Source organism: Micromonospora sp. S-DT3-3-22, from assembly GCF_015354745.1.
Taxonomy (GTDB): domain Bacteria; phylum Actinomycetota; class Actinomycetes; order Mycobacteriales; family Micromonosporaceae; genus Micromonospora; species Micromonospora wenchangensis.
In genome coordinates, this window is the sequence record NZ_JACGMO010000045.1 from 1 (window position 1) to 17488 (window position 17488).

Here is a 17488-nt window from a genome sequence, read left to right on the forward strand (position 1 = left end):
GGGGCTGGTCGCGCCGGGGCCGCCGCTGCTGCTGGGGCACTCGGCGGGTGGGCAGCTCGCGCTGCACGTGGCGGCGCACGCCCCGCAGGACGTGGCCGGGGTGCTGGCGCTGGCCCCGGTCGCCGACCTCGCCGAGGCGTACCGGCTGGATCTGGATTCGGGGGCGGTGGCCGCGCTGCTCGGCGGCGGCCCGGCCGAGCAGCCGCAGCGGTACGCGGTGGCCGACCCCCGCCGGTCGGTGCCGCCACGGACACGGACGGTCATTCTGCACGGGGGCGAGGACCGCCAGGTGCCGGCTGCTCTGAGCAGGTCATATGCTGCCACCGCACGGGCCGCCGGCGCCCCGGTCACCCTCATTGAGCTGCCGGAATGCGAGCACTTCGGGTTGATCGACCCGCTCTCGGCGGCCTGGCCGCAGGTAAGGGCTGCGTTGCAGTCGCTGCTTGAAGATCAAGATCCATTGACGCAGGGTCGCCCACCAGGTAGAACGCCGGAGGGGCGGTGACGCCCGGCAATGCTTCCGGAAGGATTTCGGTGTCGCAGATGAACCGCAGGCGGGCCCTTCAACTGCTGGCCGCGCTCGGCACGACCGGACTCGCCGCCGCCTGCGGCACGGACGACACCGAGACGCCGGCCCCGGGCAAGCCGATCAAGATCGGGCTGATCCGGCCGGAGAACGGCGACGGCAAGGCGATCGGCATCGACATCGAGAACGGCTTCCAGCTCTTCCTGGCGATGAACGGGCAGCAGCTCGGCGGCCACCCGGTGACGGTGGTGACCGTCGACGAGGGCGACAACGCCAAGAGCGGCCAGGCCGCCGTCGACAACCTGCTCACCCAGAACGTGCTCGCGATGAGCGGCGTGGTCAACTCGACAGTGATGTCCGGCATCCGGGACGCGGTGGAGAAGGCCCGGGTGCCGCTGATCGGGTCCAACGCCTCCCCGCCCAGCCTCCAGAGCGTCGTCTACATCTGGCGGACGTCGTACGTGCTGGACGAGCCCGGCCGGGCGCTCGGGTCGTACCTGCGGCGAACACTTCCCACCGGAAGCCGGCTCGCCATCGTCGCCCCCGAGGGCACCGCCAGCCAGGACGTGATCAACGGCTTCCGGGACGGCTTCGGCACCGACGACCCCCGGATCATCGGCGACCCCATCCTCACCACCGCCAACCCCGCCCCGGGCGACAACGAGTTCGGCGCGCAGATCAGCGAGGCGCTCAGCCGCCAGCCGGACGGGATCTTCTGCTTCTACTCCGGCACCGCCGGTGAGCAGTTCATCAGGCAACTGCGCCGTAGCCGCTGGTTCGGGGACATCTACGCGCCCGGCTTCCTGACCGAGGGCAGCATCCTCACCGACCTGCGGTCGACCCTGGTCAACGCGGACGAGAGCCTCAAGGCCGGCACCATCCAGACCGCGCTGAACTACTCGGCCGACCTGAACAACAACGCCAACCGGATCTTCGCCTCGGCCTACCGGAAGACCTACAACGTCTCGCCCACCACCTACGCGATGGCCTCGTACGACGCCGCGCAGGTGCTCGACAAGGCGATCCGGCTGGCCGGCGCCGAGCCGACCGCGCAGCAGGTCAACCTGGCGCTGGGCAAGATCGGTCAGATCGACAGTCCGCGCGGGCCGTGGCAGTTCAACCAGCCGCGCACCCCGCAGCAGAAGTGGTACCTGCGCAAGGTGCAGTTCGACGGCCGGCTGCTCTCCAACGTCCTGATCAACGAGATCGCCACCCTCGGCTGAGCCGTGGGCGGCGGGCCGGCCCCGAAGTGGGACCGGCCGTGCGGGTGCCGCACCGGTCGGGGCCGGCCGGTGCCGGGACCGGTCAGGGACGCAGCTCGGCGATGCAGCACTTGACGCTGCCGCCGCCCTTCTTCAGCTCGGCCAGGTCCACCGGCACCGGGGTGTAGCCGGCGGCCCGGAGCTTGCCGGCCAGCCGGGTCGCGTCGCTGTTGAGCACCACGTTCGCCCCGTCGCTGACCAGGTTCAGGCCGAAGGCCAGCGCGTCCTCGTCGTCGGCGAGCACCGCGTCGGGGAAGAGCTGGGCGAGCACCCGCTGGCTGGCCGCCGAGAACGCCCCCGGAAAGTACGCGACGTTGCCGTCGTCGATCGAGGCGAGCGCCACGTCCAGGTGGTAGAAACGCGGGTCGACCAGGCGCAGCGACACCACCGGCCGCCCCAGCGCCTCCTGCGCCTCGGCGTGCGCCGGCAGCTCGGTGCGGAACCCGTGCCCGGCGAGGATCAGCCCGCCGTGCGCCTCGGGCAGGTAGGCGAAGTCGCCCTCACCCTCGTTGGTCTCGCTCGGCGCGATGAAGTGCCAGCCGTGCTTCTGGTAGAACTCCCGGTGCGCGGCGGCCTCGGCGGCCCGCTGCTCGTGCTTGAACTGCGCGCCGTAGACCGTCCCGTCCACCACGAAGGCCCCGTTGGCCGCGAAGACCATGTCCGGCAGTCCCGGCTGCGGGGTGAGCACGTGCACGTCGTGACCGAGGCCCACCAGTGCGTCCCGCAGCCGGTCCCACTGTTTGACCGCCTGTGCCACGTCGACGCCGACGGTGAGGTCCATCCACGGGTTGATGGCGTACTCGACCGCGAAGTGCTCCGGGGCACACATGAGATATGTCCGCTTTCGCGGCACACGCTGCTGGTTCACGGTCACCAAGGGTAGGTAGCGTAGAACTTTGGTAACAGCCAGAACCATTGCTTCCCCGAGGCGGAACGTTGCAGATAGACGCGGTCGACCAGCGAATCATTGCGTTGCTCGTGGCGGACGCCCGAACCTCGTACGCGGACATCGGTGCCCGGGTGTCACTCTCCGCTCCGGCGGTCAAGCGACGGGTGGACCGGCTGCGGGCCAGCGGGGTGATCCGGGGCTTCACCGCCGTGGTCGACCCGGCCGCCGTCGGTTGGACCACCGAGGCGTTCGTCGAGCTGTTCTGCGCCGGCCGGACCACACCCACCCAGCTCGGGGTGGCCGCCCGCCGGCACCCCGAGGTGGTCGGCGCGTACACCGTCTCCGGTGAGGCCGACGCGCTCGTGCACCTGCGGGCCGCCGACATCTCCCACCTGGAGGAGGCGCTCGAACGGCTCCGGGCGGAGTCGTTCGTCACCTCCACCCGGAGCACCATCGTGCTGTCCCGGCTGGTCGAGTCGCCCGGCGTCGGCCCGTCCACCCCCTGACACCCGGCCGGAGTCGGGCCGGTGCCCCGGCGCAGGGCGGTGGATCAGAGGTACATGCCGGTGCGGTGCTCGCTGTCGCCCCGGCCCGGCTTGTCGCCCTCGCCGAAGAACCGCTTGCCGCCGAACTCGCCGTGCAACCGGTCGTCGAGTTCGTCGGCGAGCCCGGTCATCACCTGCACGGCCAGCATCAGGTGGGTGGCCTGGAAGTTGCGCCCGAAGACCGGGATGGACGCCCACACGGTGTCGTCGGCGCAGTACAGCCGGCCGATCGGCATCCGGTTGGTCAGCTCGGAGAGCTTCACGTACAACCGTTCCGTCGGCTCGACCTCGGTCAGCACCGGCGAGAAGACGTCCACCAGCGGCGGATTGTCCCGCACCCGGACGAAGACCATCGCCGACCCGGCCCGGATGTTGATGTCCCCGTCGGAGTCGATCTGGAGGTGGTCGGACGTCGACTTCAGCATGGTCGACACCACCGTCCGGACCCGTTCGGGCAGGTCCAGCACCTCCTGCTCACCGCTCTGGGCGCTCGCCGCGGCGGCCAGCGCCTCGTCCAGGTCGGCCTCGACGTCCCGGTCGGGGCCGAACTCGCTGCGCGCGGTGCCGAGCGCCTCGATCGGCAACGACTCCCCGTCGGCGTCCTGGCTGAGGTAGACCAGGAAGGCCGGGTGCGGTGCGCCGTACACGTCGCGCAGGGTGCGGGAGAGCAGCCCGGCCAGCTTGCTGGCGTCACCGGTCGACCCTTCCAGGCCGAAGTGCTCGCCGGAGCCCGCCACCACGCCGGGCGGCGACCAGCCGAGCGCGATCATGTCGGCCACCGCGGCGCGGTCCAGCCGGAAGCCCTGCGGCAGGGTGGCGTTGCCGACCGCCCGCGCGGAGAGCCGGCCACCCTCACCGACGGCCACGCTGATCGAGTAGACGGCGTCGCCGGTGCCGGAGGCGGTCGGGTCCAGGGTCACTTCGAGCTGCGCCCCGGCGGGCAGCTCACGCAGCCGTTCGGCAAGCGCCCGGGCGAACTCCCGCCACGCCTCGGTGACCTTGGCCCGCAGGTCGGCCGTGCTCGGCTCGTCCAGCAGGACCGACTCGTGGTGGTCGTGGTGCGCCGGCGTGGTGCCGGGCTGATCACCGGTCGGCTTCGAGGGGTGGTCCGCCGTCATGATCGCCTCCGTCCGTCAAGGTCACCCTACCCAGGCGGGCCGGAGAACGAATCCACCGCGACCGGCATCGGACAACCTCGCCCGTCCCCGTCGCCCGTCACCGCCCGGGGCACGGCGTACCGGATCGTGCGCCGGTGTCCGCCCGGCCGCACCCGCCCGGTCAGGAGGCGGGATGCTCACCGCCCAACTCCACCGGCCACTGGGCGGCCAGCCCGCTCAGCCGGGCCGCCGCCGCTGCCGGGTCCGCGCCGCGTCCGACCGCCACCCCCAACAGGTACGCGGTGACCGGCGCACCCGGGCGCAGCACCTGGTGCGCGACGTCCCTGGCCAGGTCCAGCACGGTCGGCACCGACACCTCGGCCGGGTCGAGACCCAGCTCGGCGCAGGCCGCCGTCACCCAGTCGTCCAGCACGGTCATCGCGTCCACTCCTCCGCCCGGCGTACGTCGGAGTCAGTGTCGCAGTCGAACCACGGTGGCGGGCCGGCAGCGGACCAGGCCAGCTCGCGTACCGTCAGCTCGCCCAGCAGTTCCCGCATGGACGCCCCGGCCAGCGCACTAGCCTGGGCTCGGCGGGCGGCGACCCGGTCCAGCGCGGCGCGCAACGCCGGCACCCGCCACACCCCGCACAGCGGCTGGCGTCGCCCCCGGTCGTCGACGAGGCAGACGCCGTCCGCCGCCGCCGGACCGGATTCGGCGGCGAGCGCGTCGAGCAGCACGCCGACGGCCGGGCGGGTGAGCAACGGCAGGTCGGCGGCGAGCAGGGCGACGACCGTCGTACCGGGACCGAGCAGGGCCAGCCCGGCGGCCGTGGCGGCCACCGGCCCCCCACCGGCCGGCTCCTCCCGGGTCACCAGCACGTCGGCCGGGAGCGCCCCACCGGGCCCGACCAGCACCCGGGGCACGGCGTCGGCGACGGCGGCGAGCACCCGGTCCCGCATCGGCCGGCCGTGCACCGGCACCGCCGGCTTGTCCCGCCCGCCCATCCGGCGGGCCGCCCCGCCGGCCAGCACCACCGCCGCGTACGCCGTCACCCGGATCACGGTAGCCGCCCGGCCCGGCCCGGCCACCGTGCTCCGGGTAGGCCGCAGCCGGGGTGGTCACCGTGCGGGGGGCCGGGTGGGCGGGGCAGGATGGCGGGATGGGACGGGCCACTGACCGGCGGAGCGTGCTCCGGATCGACCTCGACGCGGCGGACGACGCCCGGGTGGCGCTGCGCCGGCCGGACACGCTGGCCGTGGAGGAACCGCTGGAGATCCGGGTCGGTCCGGGCGGCCCGGGTCGACGCCGCCCGCTGGCGGTGACCATGCGTACCCCCGGTGACGACCTCGACCTGGCCATCGGGTTCCTGCTGACCGAGGGGCTGATCCGCGGCGACGCCGACGTGCACACCGCCCAGCTCTGCTCCGGGGCGGAGACACCCAACACGTACAACGTGGTCGACGTGGTGCTCTCCCCCGGCGTGCCGGCGCCGGAGACGGACCCGGCGCGCAACTTCTACACCACCAGCTCCTGCGGGGTGTGCGGGAAGGCCAGCATCGACGCGGTGCGTACCCGGTCCCGTTTCGCCGTCGCCGACGACCCGCTCACCGTGCCGGCGAAGCTGCTGGCGGAGCTGCCGGACCGGCTGCGCGCCGCGCAACGCGCCTTCGACCGCACCGGCGGCCTGCACGCGGCGGGCCTGTTCACCCCCGACGGGGAACTGGTGGTGCTGCGCGAGGACGTCGGCCGGCACAACGCCGTGGACAAGGTGGTCGGCTGGGCGGTCCGGCAACAGCGGCTGCCGCTCGCCGGGCACCTGCTGATGGTGTCCGGCCGGGCGAGCTTCGAGCTGACCCAGAAGGCGTGGATGGCCGGGCTGCCGCTGCTGGCGGCGGTCTCCGCGCCGAGCACCCTCGCCGCCGACCTGGCCGACGAGGCGGGCCTGACCCTGGTCGGCTTCCTGCGCGGCCGGACGATGAACGTCTACACCGGCGCGCAGCGCGTCACCCCCTGAACCCCGCAGCCCTGTCCCACCGGTGGAAGGTCGGCGACACGTCGACCCGGGCTGGGAAGGTCAGCGGTCCGGCGGGCGGACCCAGGCCAGGAAGCGGTCGGTCACGTCGATCCGGCGACCGTTGTCGAGCTGCGTCAGGTGGTCGGTCGCCTCCGCCGACAACCCGGTGAGCAGGGCGAGCAGTCCGGGCAGGTCGTCGGCGTACCGCGCGAGGAGGGCGAGCTTCGCCTCCCCGCACGGCCACGGGTTCGCGTCGACCCGGCACAGCCAGATCGGCCGCAGCGGCGTGTGCCGGCCGGGCAGCGGCCCGGTCACCGCGTCCCCACCGACCTGAGCCGACGCCCCCGCCCGCCCTGCGGGAGCGACGCCTGTGCCGGCCGGTCCGGCTGCGCGAGCCGGCGCGCGCCCGCCGGCATCAGGAACAGGGTCCGCCGCCGGACCGCGTCGCCTGCGGCATTCAGCTCGTACGCGTCGATCCACACCCAACCGTGGTACGTGTGCCAGTCGGCCAGCACCCGGATGACCCGGACCGTGACCGGCCGGATGAACTGCACACTGGCGGTACGCGAGAGGTGCAGGACGTCTCCCGACCTGACCTCCGGCGGAGTCACCGGGGTCCCTGGTTCCGGCCGTACGACCAGCGGTGTGCCGGCACGACGCCGGTCATCCGCCCCGGCCCCCGGTACGGCGGCACGAACGGTCCGATCGGTCCGGGCACGATCGGGCGCGCGGGCGGCCCGGGATCGGGTACGGGTTCGGGGCGGGGTGCGGGCTTCGGGCCCCGGTCGGGCTTCGGCTTCTCGCTGGGCACGGCGTCTCCTTTGCGTTCGGTGTGTCCGTGTCGGTGTGGAGGAGGGGCCGGCCGCCCTTCCACGGACGGCCCCTCCGGCAGACGCCGCCGCCAGCTCTCGACCACTACCGACAGCGCCGCCCCGGTGACACTCTGATGTGGATGTCACTAGGCTCGGAAGGTGCGACGAGGGTTCGGGCTGAAGCGGATGAGGAACCGCCGACGAGGTGGCGACATGAATAGTCGATCTTCAGATTGGGGCGCCGTGCATGGCTGACGTACCAGATCCGCTCGCCGATTTCGTCGTTGCCGAGATCCGCCGTGCCCGGGGGGCCGCCGGGATGACGCAGGAGACGTTCGGGCGGGGTGCCGGATTCAGCGCGTCGCACGTCAGTGCCGTCGAGGGTGGCACCCGGGCGCTGACCCTGGATTTCATCAAGGGAGCTGATCGGGCGCTCAGCACCGGCGGGCTCTTCGAGCGGCTGGTGAGCAAGCTCGGCACACCGTCGTGGTTCCTGCCGTGGCTCGACGCCGAACGCAACGCGACCCAACTCAGGTACTTCGAGCCGAACCTGATTCCCGGCCTACTACAAACCGAGGCCTACGCCCGCGCGGTGCTTCGAACCGTCGACAGCCTCACCGACGATGAGGTGGAACAGCGGGTGTCGGCACGAATCGACCGACAGAGAATTCTGACCGGCGCGCATCCCCCGCAATTGGTGGCGGTGCTCGACGAGAGGGCGGTGCGCCTCGCCGGAGAGGGCTTCGGTGTCGTCATGGGTCAGCAGATCACGCAACTCATCGCCAGGGCGGAGCTGCCGCATGTTCATGTGCACGTCATCCCGGTAGTCACCGGGCTGCATGTCGGGCTGTCTGGACCATTCGCCCTGGCGCGCTCCGGCGGTGGAGTGTGGGTCGGGCACCTTGAGAACCAGCTTGGCGGCGTTGTGGTCGACAAGGATGATGAGTTGGCTACGCTCCAAGCGCGGTGGGAGAACGTTCGGAACGAGGCCCTTCCGCGTCGGCAGTCAATCGATCTGTTGAAGGAAGTTGAGAGCCAACATGGACCTCAGTAACGCCACGTGGCGGAAGTCCACCCGCAGCGGCGCGAGCGGCGGGAACTGTGTCGAGGTTGCCGACAATCTTCCCGGCGCGGTCGCCGTGCGGGACTCCAAGGACCCGGACGGGCCGGCCCTGACGTTCGCCCCGACCTCATGGCGCACGTTCGTCGCCGGGCTGGCCGCCCGCGCCTGACCGACCTGCTCGGCGAATGCCTGCCCCGAGGTCCGGGGCAGGCATTCACGTCAGGGAACGACCCGGCATTCCATCGCTGACGTGCCCGACCCGGCCGATGGAGAGCATGGGCGGCTATCACTCCGGCCAGGTGCCGACCGTGTCCGCCCCGACACCATGCCACTGACAGCCGTATGCCTGTCAGGCATGAATATGACTGCCAGGAATACTTCTCTCCGAGACCACATAGCCCCGACCATCCTCACCGACAGTGACCCTGCAGTCGCCCGCATCAACGGGGCCGGCGGGTCAGCGGGGGCGGCGGGGCCGGCGACGACGGCGGCGCAGCACCTCCGGCTCGGTCACGGCCGGCCACCCGTCCAGGTCGGACGGCGGAACACCGCGCCTCAGCAGATCGTCGAGGAGCCGGGCGAGGGTGTAGTCGGGGCGGATGGCCAGCGCCCGCTCCAGGGCCACGGCGGCGAGCGCGCCCTGGCCGGCCCGCCAGGCGGCGAAGGCGAGCAGGCAGGCGGGGGCGGGCACCAACTCCTCTTCGCTGCGGCGCAACACCTCGCTCCACAGGGCGATGTCCTTCTCCCGGCCGTCGGTGCGTTCCCACGCGTGGTCGCGTACCGGCAGGTGGGTCAGGAGCAGGGTCAGCCAGGCCACCTCGTCGTCGGTGAGCCGGTCGCCGCGCCGGTGCCGGCGTTGCGCCTGGCGTACCGCCGTGGTGCCGGCCCGGCGGATCGCCCGTTCGCCGAACTCGTCGCTGGCGGGGGCCGCTTCCAGCAGTGCCAGCAGGCGGCGTTCGGCCCGGTCACCAGCCTGGCGCAGGGCGACCCGGTCGACGCCCCCGGCGGGGGCGACCTGCGCGGCGAGTGCCGCCCGGTCGGGGAGCGCCACCTGACCGGCGTAGACCGCGGCGGCGGCGACCTGGCTGGCATCCGGGTCGTACGGGGTGCCGTCGGGTGGGCAGCAGTCCGGCGCTTCGCAGAGGTAGGACCAGTAGCGGCGACCGGTCACCCGCAGCGCGTCGAGCACGGGCAGGCCGAAGTCGGCCAGCGCCGACCGGACGGCGTCCACCGCCGGGGTGACCCGTTCGGGCGGGCCGAACCCGATGACGGTGGTGGATTCGGCGTCCTGCCGGCCGATCACGTCGCCGAGGTGTCGCGCCGGCAGGGCCGGGTCGGTGCCCGGTCCGGGCAGGTCGGCACGGGCGGCGAAGATGATCCGCCGGCCCCGCATCGCCACCACCACGATGCTGTCGACGGGGTGGAAGCCGATCAGGTACGGCACGGCGGTGATCAGGTCGGCGGGCGAGCGGACGGTGAGCCGGGGGCGGTCGGTCGCGTTCATGTCCGGCAGCGTGCGGCGGGTGGGCACAGCGCCGACAGGCCCTGTGGACGACACACGGGTTATCCACAGATACGGAGAGTATTTGCACAGGTCACCGCGATTCCGGAGGTTATGCGGCCCACCGGGGTCGGTCCGAGCGGCTACCTTGCGCTCATGGACCTGGCGTACCTGCGGGCGCACCCGGAGCACCTGCCCACCTTCCTGACCCACCAGCGCATCCGGGAGACCCCGGTGGCGGGCGGGGACAGCTGCGTGGCCTCCCGGTTGACCCTGGACGACGGCCACTCGGTCTTCACCAAGACCTGGCCGGAGCGCGCCGGTCGACCCGTACCGGCGGGCTTCTTCGACACCGAGGCCGCCGGGCTGCGCTGGCTGCGGGAGGCCGGCGGGGTGGCCGTACCCGAGGTGGTGGTGGCGCTGCCGGAGCTGCTGGCGCTCGACTGGGTCGACCCCGGCGAGCCGACGCCCGAGGCGGCCGAGCGGTTCGGCCGGGAGCTGGCCGGCACGCACCGGGCCGGCGCCGACCGGTTCGGGGCGGCGTGGCCCGGGTTCATCGGCACCCTCGCGCAGGACAACACCCCCGACGACGGGCCGTGGCCGGACTGGTTCGCCCGGCGACGCCTCCTGCCGTACCTGCGGATGTCGGTCGACGGCGGCGCGCTCGACGGCCCGGACGCCGCGCTTGTCGAGCAGGTGGTGGCGCGGATCGGCGAGTTCGGCGGCGACGAGCCGCCGGCCCGGCTGCACGGCGACCTGTGGCCGGGCAACCTGCTCTGGGGTGCGGACGAGCGGGTGTGGCTGGTCGACCCGGCGGCGCACGGCGGGCACCGGGAGACGGACCTGGCCCAGCTGGCGCTGTTCGGTGGCCCGCCGCACCACGACCGGATCATGGCCGGCTACCGGGAGGCGTGGCCGCTGGCCGACGGGTGGCGGGAACGGGTGCCGCTGCACCAACTGCACCTGCTGCTCGTGCACACCGCGTTGTTCGGCGGGGCGTACCGCGATGCGGTCGTCGGTGCCGCCCGAGCGGCGCTGCGGGGCGTCGGCCGCGCTACGGTCGACGGGTGACCGCCGCCCCGACGACCGCCGGCGTCCTCGTCGACCGGTACGGCCGGATCGCCCGGGACCTGCGCGTGTCGCTGACCGACAAGTGCAACCTGCGCTGCACCTACTGCATGCCGGCGGAGGGGCTGCCCTGGCTGGCCGGGCCGCAACTGCTCACCGACGAGGAGATCGTGCGGCTGGTGCGGGTCGCGGTGGAGCGGCTCGGGGTGACCGAGGTGCGGTTCACCGGGGGAGAGCCGCTGATCCGGCCGGGGCTGGTCGGCATCGTCGCCGCCGTGGCCGCGCTCACCCCCCGCCCCCGGATCTCGCTGACCACCAACGGCCTCGGGCTCGACCGGCTCGCCCCGGCGCTGCGCGACGCCGGACTGGACCGGGTGAACGTGTCGCTGGACACCCTGGACGCGGCCCGGTTCGCCACGCTGACCCGGCGGGACCGGCTCGGCGACGTGCTCGCCGGGCTGGCCGGGGCCGCCGCCGCCGGGCTCGCCCCGGTGAAGGTCAACGCGGTGCTGATGCGCGGGGTCAACGACGACGAGGCACCGGCGTTGCTGCGGTTCGCCCTCGACCACGGCTACGAGCTGCGGTTCATCGAGCAGATGCCGTTGGACGCCCAGCACGGCTGGGACCGGGCCACGATGGTCACCGCCGACGAGATCCTCACGTCGCTGGCCGCCGAGTTCGCCCTCACCCCCGACCCGGCGCACCGGGGCGCCGCCCCGGCCGAGACCTGGCTGGTCGGCGGCGGCCCGGCCCGGGTCGGCGTGATCGGCACGGTGACCCGGCCGTTCTGCGGCGACTGCGACCGGACCCGGCTCACCGCCGACGGCCAGATCCGCAACTGCCTGTTCGCCACGGAGGAGTCCGACCTGCGCGGCGCGTTGCGGGCCGGCGTGGACGACGCCGAGATCGCCCGGCGCTGGCAGGCCGCCACGGTGGTCAAACGGGCCGGGCACGGCATCGACGACCCGACCTTCCTGCAACCCGTCCGGCCCATGTCGGCGATCGGAGGCTGAGGTGGACCTCACCGTCCGGTACTTCGCCGGGGCGCGGGCCGCCGCCGGCCGCAGCGAGGAGACCGCATCCGCCGGCCGCCCGCTGGACGAACTGCTCGGTGAACTCGCCCACCGGCACGGCCCCCGGCTGGCCGCGGTGCTCCAGGTGGCGAGTTTCCTGGTCGACGGGGTGGCCTGCCATGATCGTCAGACACCGTTGCCGGCCGGGGCCACGATCGACGTGCTGCCTCCCTTCGCGGGCGGCTGAGGAAGGGCTGCCGTGTTGGCGATTCTGGGGTTCGTGGGCACACTCGCCCTGATCACCGGCCTGATCCACTTCTACCTGTGGAAGCGGCTGGTCAAGGACACCACCGGGCCGGGCCGGTGGCGGCGGGTCGGCACGGTCGTCGCGCTGGTGCTGGCGGTGCTCGTCCCCGCGACGATGGCCGGCACCCAGATCGCCGGGGCGTTCTGGCTGGCCTGGCCCGGTTACCTCTGGCTCGCGGTGATGTTCTATCTGCTGATCGTGCTGCTGGTGCTGGAAGTGCCGATGGTGGTGACCCGGCTGGTGCTGCGTCGCCGCAGCGCCGCCGCCGAGGCGACCACGGCCGCCCCGGAACCGGCGCTGGTCGGTGCGGCCGGCAGCGCCGACCCGCCGGCCGCCGAGGCGGTGGACCGCCCCGACCACGACGAGTCCCGCCGGTTGCTGCTCGCCCGGGGGGCCGCCATCTTCGCCGGGCTCACCGCCGCCGGCATCACCGGGTACGGGGTCCGCACCGCGCTGGGCCCCCCGCAGCTCGACCGGGTACGCATCCCGCTGGCGAAACTCCCCCGCAGCATGGACGGCCTGCGCATCGCCACCGTCTCGGACATCCACCTCGGCCCGTTGCGCGGTCGGGCGCACACCGAGCGGATCGTCGCGATGATCAACCGACTGGACGCCGACCTGGTCGCGGTCGTCGGTGACCTGGTCGACGGGTCCGTCGCCGCGTTGGGCGAGGCCGCCGAGCCGCTGCGTGACCTGCGGTCCCGGTACGGCAGCTTCTTCGTCACCGGCAACCACGAGTACTACTCCGGCGTCGAGGAGTGGGTGGCCGAGGTCGACCGGCTCGGCCTGCGGGTGCTCCAGAACGAGCGGCAGGAGATCCGGGCCCGGGGCGGGGTGCTGGACCTGGCCGGGATCAATGACGTCACCGCCGACGGCACCGGCGTCGCCGGCCCCGCCGACTTCACCGCCGCGCTCGGCGGCCGGGACGTCAACCGCCCCGTGGTGCTGCTCGCCCACCAGCCGGTCGCCGCGCACGAGGCGGCGAAGTTCGGCGTCGACCTGCAACTCTCCGGACACACCCACGGTGGACAGTTGGCCCCGTTCAACCTGGCCGTCAAGCTCCAGCAACCGGTGGTCTCCGGCCTCGGCGAGGTCGACGGCACCAAGGTCTACGTCACGAACGGGGCCGGTTTCTGGGGTCCCCCGGTCCGGGTCGGCGCACCGCCGCAGGTGACCCTGGTGGAGCTGCGTGCCCCGTGACCTGCCCGGACGAGCCGGGGTCGCGCACATAGCGCGTCCGGCCGGTGGAGTCCAGCACCGGATTGCTCAGGTCACGCGTACGCGTGGCGGCAGGCGGGTAGTGGACCAGCCGTGACAGGATGCGGCGTGCCTCCGTTCAACGCCGCTCCCCCTGGTGGCGTCCCCCCGTTCGTCGCGGACCTGCACATCCACTCGAAGTACTCCCGCGCGTGCAGCCGCGATCTCACCCTGCCCAACCTCGGTTGGTGGGCCCGACGCAAGGGCATCGGGGTGCTCGGCACCGGGGACTTCACCCATCCCGGCTGGTACGACCACCTGCGGGAAACCCTGCAACCGGCCGAGCCCGGCCTGTACCGGCTCGGCCCGGAGGTCGAGGCGGACATCGCCCGGCGGCTGCCACCCCGGCTGGCCGACGCGGCGGAGGCCGACCCGGTCCGGTTCATGCTCAGCGTGGAGATCTCCACCATCTACAAGCGGGACGACCGGACCCGCAAGGTGCACCACCTGATCTACCTGCCCGACCTGGACGCGGTGGCCCGGTTCAACACCGCGCTGGGCCGGATCGGCAACCTCGGCTCGGACGGCCGGCCGATCCTCGGCCTGGACTCCCGGGACCTGCTGGAGATCACCCTCGACGCCAGCGAAGACGGCTACCTGGTGCCGGCGCACATCTGGACGCCGTGGTTCTCCGCGCTCGGCTCGAAATCCGGCTTCGACGCGATCGCCGACTGCTACGCCGACCTGGCCGAGCACGTCTTCGCGGTGGAGACCGGGCTCTCCTCCGACCCGGCGATGAACTGGCGGGTCGGCAGCCTGGACCGCTACCGGCTGGTGTCCAACTCCGACGCGCACTCCCCGCCGGCCCTGGCCAGGGAGGCCACCGTCTTCTCGTCGGCCCGCGACTACTTCGCCATCCGGGACGCGCTGCGGACCGGTGACGGGCTGGCCGGGACGATCGAGTTCTTCCCCGAGGAGGGCAAGTACCACGCCGACGGGCACCGGCTCTGCGGCGTCAACTGGTCGCCGGAGCGGACCCGGGCGGCCGGTGGACGCTGCCCTGAGTGCGGCAAGCCGTTGACCGTGGGGGTGCTCAGCCGGGTCGAGGAGCTGGCCGACCGGCCGGACGGGCACCGTCCGGAGCACGCCCGCGAGGTGACCCACCTGGTGCCGTTGGCCGAGATCCTCGGTGAGATCAACAAGGTGGGCCCCCGGTCCAAGAAGGTCGAGGGGAAACTCAACGAGCTGGTCGCGGCGCTCGGCCCGGAGTTGGAGATCCTGACCCGTACCCCGGTCGACGAGATCGGCCGGGTCGGCGGGGAGTTGCTCGCCGAGGGCATCGGCCGGCTGCGGCGGGGCGACGTGCGCCGGGTGCCCGGCTACGACGGCGAGTACGGCGTGATCACCCTCTTCGACCCGGCCGAGCTGGGCGGGGCCGCCGGATCGGGGCAGGAGACGCTGTTCGACGTACCGGTGCCGGCGCAGCGCAGGCCGACGGAGCCGGCGGCGAAACCGAAGGCCAAGCGCCCGGCGGTGGCGAAGGCCGAACCGAAGCCGAAGCCCGCGCCGACCCCGCCGCCACCACCGATCGCCCCGACGCCGTCGCCGCACGAGCCGTTCGAGCCGATGCTCGCCGGGATGGAGGAGGTCGGCACCGGGCTGCTGGACCGGTTGGACGCGATGCAGCGGGTGGCCGCCTCCGCGCCGGGCGGCCCGCTGCTGATCGTGGCCGGGCCGGGCACCGGCAAGACCCGGACCCTGACCCACCGGATCGCCTACCTCTGCGCCGAGCTGAACGTCTTCCCCGAGCAGTGCCTGGCGATCACCTTCACCCGGCGGGCCGCCGAGGAGCTGCGGCACCGGCTCGACGGGCTGCTCGGCCCGGTCGCCGAGGACGTCACCGTCGGCACCTTCCACTCGCTCGGGCTGAGCATCCTGCGGGAGAACGCCGCCGCAGCCGGGCTGCCGGAGGGTTTCCGGATCGCCGACGACGCCGAACGTGCCGCCGCGCGGACGGAGGCCGGCGACGACCCGGCCCGCTACACCGCGCTGCTGCGCAAGCAGGACCTGGTCGACCTGGACGAGCTGCTGACCCTGCCGGTAGCACTGCTCAAGGGCGACAGGAAGCTGGTCCGCGACTACCGGGAACGCTGGCGGTGGATCTTCGTCGACGAGTACCAGGACGTCGACCCCGTCCAGTACGACCTGCTGCGGCTGCTCAGCCCCGCCGACGGCAACATCTGCGCGATCGGCGACCCGGACCAGGCGATCTACTCGTTCCGGGGGGCCGACGTCGGCTACTTCCTGCGTTTCTCCGAGGACTTCACCGACGCCCGGCTGGTCAGGCTCAACCGCAACTACCGCTCGTCCGCGCCGATCCTGGCCGCCGCTGTCCAGGCCATCGCGCCGTCGTCGCTGGTCCGGGGCCGCCGGCTCGACCCGGCCCGGCTCGACCCGGAGGCCCCGCTGGTCGGCCGCTACCCGGCGGCGTCCGTCGCCGACGAGGCCGACTTCGTGGTACGCACCGTCGACGACCTGGTCGGCGGGCTCTCCCATCGGTCGCTGGACTCCGGACGGATCGACGGCCGGTCGACCAGCCTGTCCTTCTCCGACATCGCGGTGCTCTACCGCACCGACGCCCAGGCCGCCCCGATCGTGGACGCGCTGGCCAGGGCCAACATCCCGGTGCAGAAGCGGTCCCACGACCGGCTCCGGGACCGGCCCGGCGTCCTGGCGATCGCCCGGGAACTGCGGCACGCCGACGGCACCACCGGTGGGCTGCCCGCCCGGGTCCGGGCCGCCGGGCAGGTGCTCGCCGAACGGTTCGCCGCCCCCACCCTGGACGCCGCCGGCACCGTACGCCCCGAGGACGTGCGGACCGCCGTCGACCTGCTCACCCCGCTGGCCCGGCGCTGCGGCGACGACCTGGAACTCTTCCTCTCCCAGCTCGCCACCGGCGCCGAGGTCGACGCGTTGGACCCGCGCGCCGAGGCGGTCACCCTGCTCACCCTGCACGCCGCGAAGGGGCTGGAGTTCCCGGTGGTCTTCCTGGTCGGCGTCGAGGACGGCCTGCTGCCGCTGCGCTGGCCCGGCTCCACACCGGACGACGACGCGATCGCCGAGGAACGGCGGCTGTTCTTCGTCGGGTTGACCCGCGCCCAGGACCGCCTCTACGTCAGCCACGCCGCCCGCCGGGTCCGGCACGGAACGGAACGCGACTGCCGGCCGTCGCCGTTCCTCGACGTCGTCGACCCGGGCCTGTTCGAACGGTTCGGCGAGGCCGAGCCACGCCGCCCCAAGGACCGTCAACTCCGCCTGATCTGACGCCCCTCGATCGACTCATGGGGGTCGGAGTAGCGGTATCCCGGCCGACCTGACACCGCTCGATGCGCGACAAAGCTGTCCGCCCCCGGCGGCCGGGCGCGGTGCGCGGTCAGGCGAGGAGGGCGGCGAGCCAGGCGCCGGTGAGCAGGGCCGGGCCGAACGGTAGGGCGGTGTCCCGGCGTACCCGGCCGGCGGCCAGCAGCGCCAGCACCAGCACCCCGTTGAGCAGGTGCGGCAGCAGCAGGCCGAGCCAGAGGGCGGGCCAGCCCAGCCAGCCCAACGGCAGGCCGAGCACCGCCGCCAGTTTCACGTCACCGAAGCCGAGCCGGGACCGGGGCAGCAACGCCAGCACCACGTACAGGAGGAAGGAGAGCGCGGCACCGACCAGGGCGAGCGCCAGACGGCCGGGAGTGCCGGCGGCGACGGCGGCCACGGTCAAGGCGGTGCCGCCGCCGAGCGCCGCCGCACCCACCAGCGGGTCGGGCAGGCGGAGGCTGGCCAGATCCACCACCGCCAGCACCACCCCCACCGCCGCCACCAGCAGGAACGCCGGCAGCGCCGGCTCCGCGCCACGCGCGGCGGCCAACCCGCCGCAGACCACCGCCCCCACCACGACCGGAGGCGTGCCATGTCCGGCCGACCGGGCATCCGGTTCCCTGGCCGGTGGGGGAACGGCGTTCCCGGGCGGCGACGGTCGCGGGGTCGCGGGCGGTGGGAATGCGCGGGCGATGCGGGGTGCGGCAAGGCCGGCCAGCACACCGAGCGTCGCCGCTGCGGTCACCAGGCCGACCGACGTCCCGGTCATCGTGGCTCCGGGCGGCCGGCCGCCGGGCAACGTGCGCCCGCGTGGGCACCACGGTCAGCCGTGC

19 protein-coding genes are annotated in these 17488 nt (G+C 73.4%); 11 read left to right on the forward strand and 8 right to left on the reverse strand.

The genetic code is table 11. From position 1 onward, the window contains the following. On the forward strand, nt 1-505 hold a 505-nt coding region (locus H1A17_RS15255; RefSeq protein ID WP_194822154.1), incomplete at its 5' end, for a S9 family peptidase. Between the two features lie 29 nt (nt 506-534). Beyond that, on the forward strand, nt 535-1749 hold the full coding sequence (locus H1A17_RS15260) for an ABC transporter substrate-binding protein (protein ID WP_145922426.1): 1215 nt from the start codon (nt 535-537) through the stop codon (nt 1747-1749). Between the two features lie 82 nt (nt 1750-1831). Here H1A17_RS15260 and ddaH read toward each other — a convergent pair whose 3' ends face one another. Continuing rightward, nucleotides 1832-2665: a dimethylargininase gene (ddaH, locus tag H1A17_RS15265; protein WP_375372815.1), complete on the reverse strand. Its 834-nt coding sequence runs from the start codon at nt 2663-2665 to the stop codon at nt 1832-1834. A 59-nt stretch (nt 2666-2724) separates the two neighbouring features. Between ddaH and H1A17_RS15270 the strand changes: the two genes are divergently transcribed. Continuing rightward, nucleotides 2725-3183, forward strand: coding sequence for an Lrp/AsnC family transcriptional regulator (locus tag H1A17_RS15270; RefSeq protein ID WP_088643606.1), 459 nt, complete (start codon nt 2725-2727; stop codon nt 3181-3183). Nucleotides 3184-3227: 44 nt separating this feature from the next. Here the strand turns inward: H1A17_RS15270 and H1A17_RS15275 are convergent, their stop codons facing one another. The 3 genes from H1A17_RS15275 to H1A17_RS15285 all read right to left on the reverse strand — a co-directional run bounded on the left by H1A17_RS15275 (nt 3228) and on the right by H1A17_RS15285 (nt 5372). After that, a complete protein-coding gene (locus H1A17_RS15275) occupies nt 3228-4340 on the reverse strand; it encodes a YbjN domain-containing protein (RefSeq protein WP_145922427.1) in 1113 nt (370 codons plus the stop codon). A gap of 160 nt (nt 4341-4500) precedes the next feature. Continuing rightward, nucleotides 4501-4758, reverse strand: coding sequence for a DUF6457 domain-containing protein (locus tag H1A17_RS15280; RefSeq protein WP_145922428.1), 258 nt, complete (start codon nt 4756-4758; stop codon nt 4501-4503). Then, nucleotides 4755-5372: an NTP transferase domain-containing protein gene (locus H1A17_RS15285; protein ID WP_168222599.1), complete on the reverse strand. Its 618-nt coding sequence runs from the start codon at nt 5370-5372 to the stop codon at nt 4755-4757. Before H1A17_RS15285 ends, H1A17_RS15280 begins: the two co-directional genes overlap by 4 nt. Before the next feature lie 107 nt (nt 5373-5479). Between H1A17_RS15285 and fdhD the strand changes: the two genes are divergently transcribed. Beyond that, on the forward strand, nt 5480-6334 hold the full coding sequence (gene fdhD / locus H1A17_RS15290) for a formate dehydrogenase accessory sulfurtransferase FdhD (protein WP_145922429.1): 855 nt from the start codon (nt 5480-5482) through the stop codon (nt 6332-6334). A gap of 60 nt (nt 6335-6394) precedes the next feature. Here the strand turns inward: fdhD and H1A17_RS15295 are convergent, their stop codons facing one another. Together H1A17_RS15295 and H1A17_RS15300 are read right to left on the reverse strand one after the other, a co-directional pair. Continuing rightward, complete coding sequence (locus H1A17_RS15295) at nt 6395-6649, reverse strand: flavin reductase (RefSeq protein ID WP_240762514.1); 255 nt, start codon at nt 6647-6649, stop codon at nt 6395-6397. Then, a complete protein-coding gene (locus H1A17_RS15300) occupies nt 6646-6945 on the reverse strand; it encodes a hypothetical protein (protein WP_194822155.1) in 300 nt (99 codons plus the stop codon). The genes H1A17_RS15295 and H1A17_RS15300 overlap by 4 nt, the downstream gene beginning before the upstream one ends. A 448-nt stretch (nt 6946-7393) precedes the next feature. On the opposite strand from H1A17_RS15300, the gene H1A17_RS15305 reads away from it, so the two are divergent. Together H1A17_RS15305 and H1A17_RS15310 are read left to right on the forward strand one after the other, a co-directional pair. Beyond that, nucleotides 7394-8200, forward strand: a complete 807-nt coding sequence (locus tag H1A17_RS15305; RefSeq protein WP_194822156.1) for a helix-turn-helix transcriptional regulator — start codon at nt 7394-7396, stop codon at nt 8198-8200. Further along, the gene (locus H1A17_RS15310) at nt 8187-8378 is read left to right on the forward strand and encodes a DUF397 domain-containing protein (RefSeq protein WP_194822157.1); all 192 of its coding nucleotides are present in this window, start codon (nt 8187-8189) and stop codon (nt 8376-8378) included. The genes H1A17_RS15305 and H1A17_RS15310 overlap by 14 nt, the downstream gene beginning before the upstream one ends. Nucleotides 8379-8666: 288 nt before the next feature. Here H1A17_RS15310 and H1A17_RS15315 read toward each other — a convergent pair whose 3' ends face one another. Next, a complete protein-coding gene (locus H1A17_RS15315; RefSeq protein ID WP_194822158.1) occupies nt 8667-9713 on the reverse strand; it encodes a DUF4192 domain-containing protein in 1047 nt (348 codons plus the stop codon). A 153-nt stretch (nt 9714-9866) separates the two neighbouring features. Between H1A17_RS15315 and H1A17_RS15320 the strand changes: the two genes are divergently transcribed. The 5 genes from H1A17_RS15320 (at nt 9867) to H1A17_RS15340 (ending at nt 16619) form a co-directional block, all read left to right on the forward strand. After that, nucleotides 9867-10781 carry a fructosamine kinase family protein gene (locus H1A17_RS15320; RefSeq protein ID WP_145922433.1) on the forward strand — a complete coding sequence of 305 codons (915 nt, stop codon included), beginning with the start codon at nt 9867-9869 and terminating at the stop codon, nt 10779-10781. Then, nucleotides 10778-11791 carry a GTP 3',8-cyclase MoaA gene (gene moaA / locus H1A17_RS15325; protein WP_194822159.1) on the forward strand — a complete coding sequence of 338 codons (1014 nt, stop codon included), beginning with the start codon at nt 10778-10780 and terminating at the stop codon, nt 11789-11791. Before H1A17_RS15320 ends, moaA begins: the two co-directional genes overlap by 4 nt. 1 nt (nt 11792) lies before the next feature. Then, complete coding sequence (locus H1A17_RS15330) at nt 11793-12038, forward strand: MoaD/ThiS family protein (RefSeq protein WP_088643614.1); 246 nt, start codon at nt 11793-11795, stop codon at nt 12036-12038. Nucleotides 12039-12050: 12 nt separating this feature from the next. Then, on the forward strand, nt 12051-13298 hold the full coding sequence (locus H1A17_RS15335; RefSeq protein WP_145922435.1) for a metallophosphoesterase: 1248 nt from the start codon (nt 12051-12053) through the stop codon (nt 13296-13298). Nucleotides 13299-13424: 126 nt separating this feature from the next. Then, nucleotides 13425-16619 carry a UvrD-helicase domain-containing protein gene (locus H1A17_RS15340; protein WP_194822160.1) on the forward strand — a complete coding sequence of 1065 codons (3195 nt, stop codon included), beginning with the start codon at nt 13425-13427 and terminating at the stop codon, nt 16617-16619. Nucleotides 16620-16728: 109 nt separating this feature from the next. Here the strand turns inward: H1A17_RS15340 and H1A17_RS15345 are convergent, their stop codons facing one another. Further along, a complete protein-coding gene (locus tag H1A17_RS15345) occupies nt 16729-17424 on the reverse strand; it encodes an A24 family peptidase (RefSeq protein WP_194822161.1) in 696 nt (231 codons plus the stop codon). Nucleotides 17425-17488: the final 64 nt, after the last annotated feature.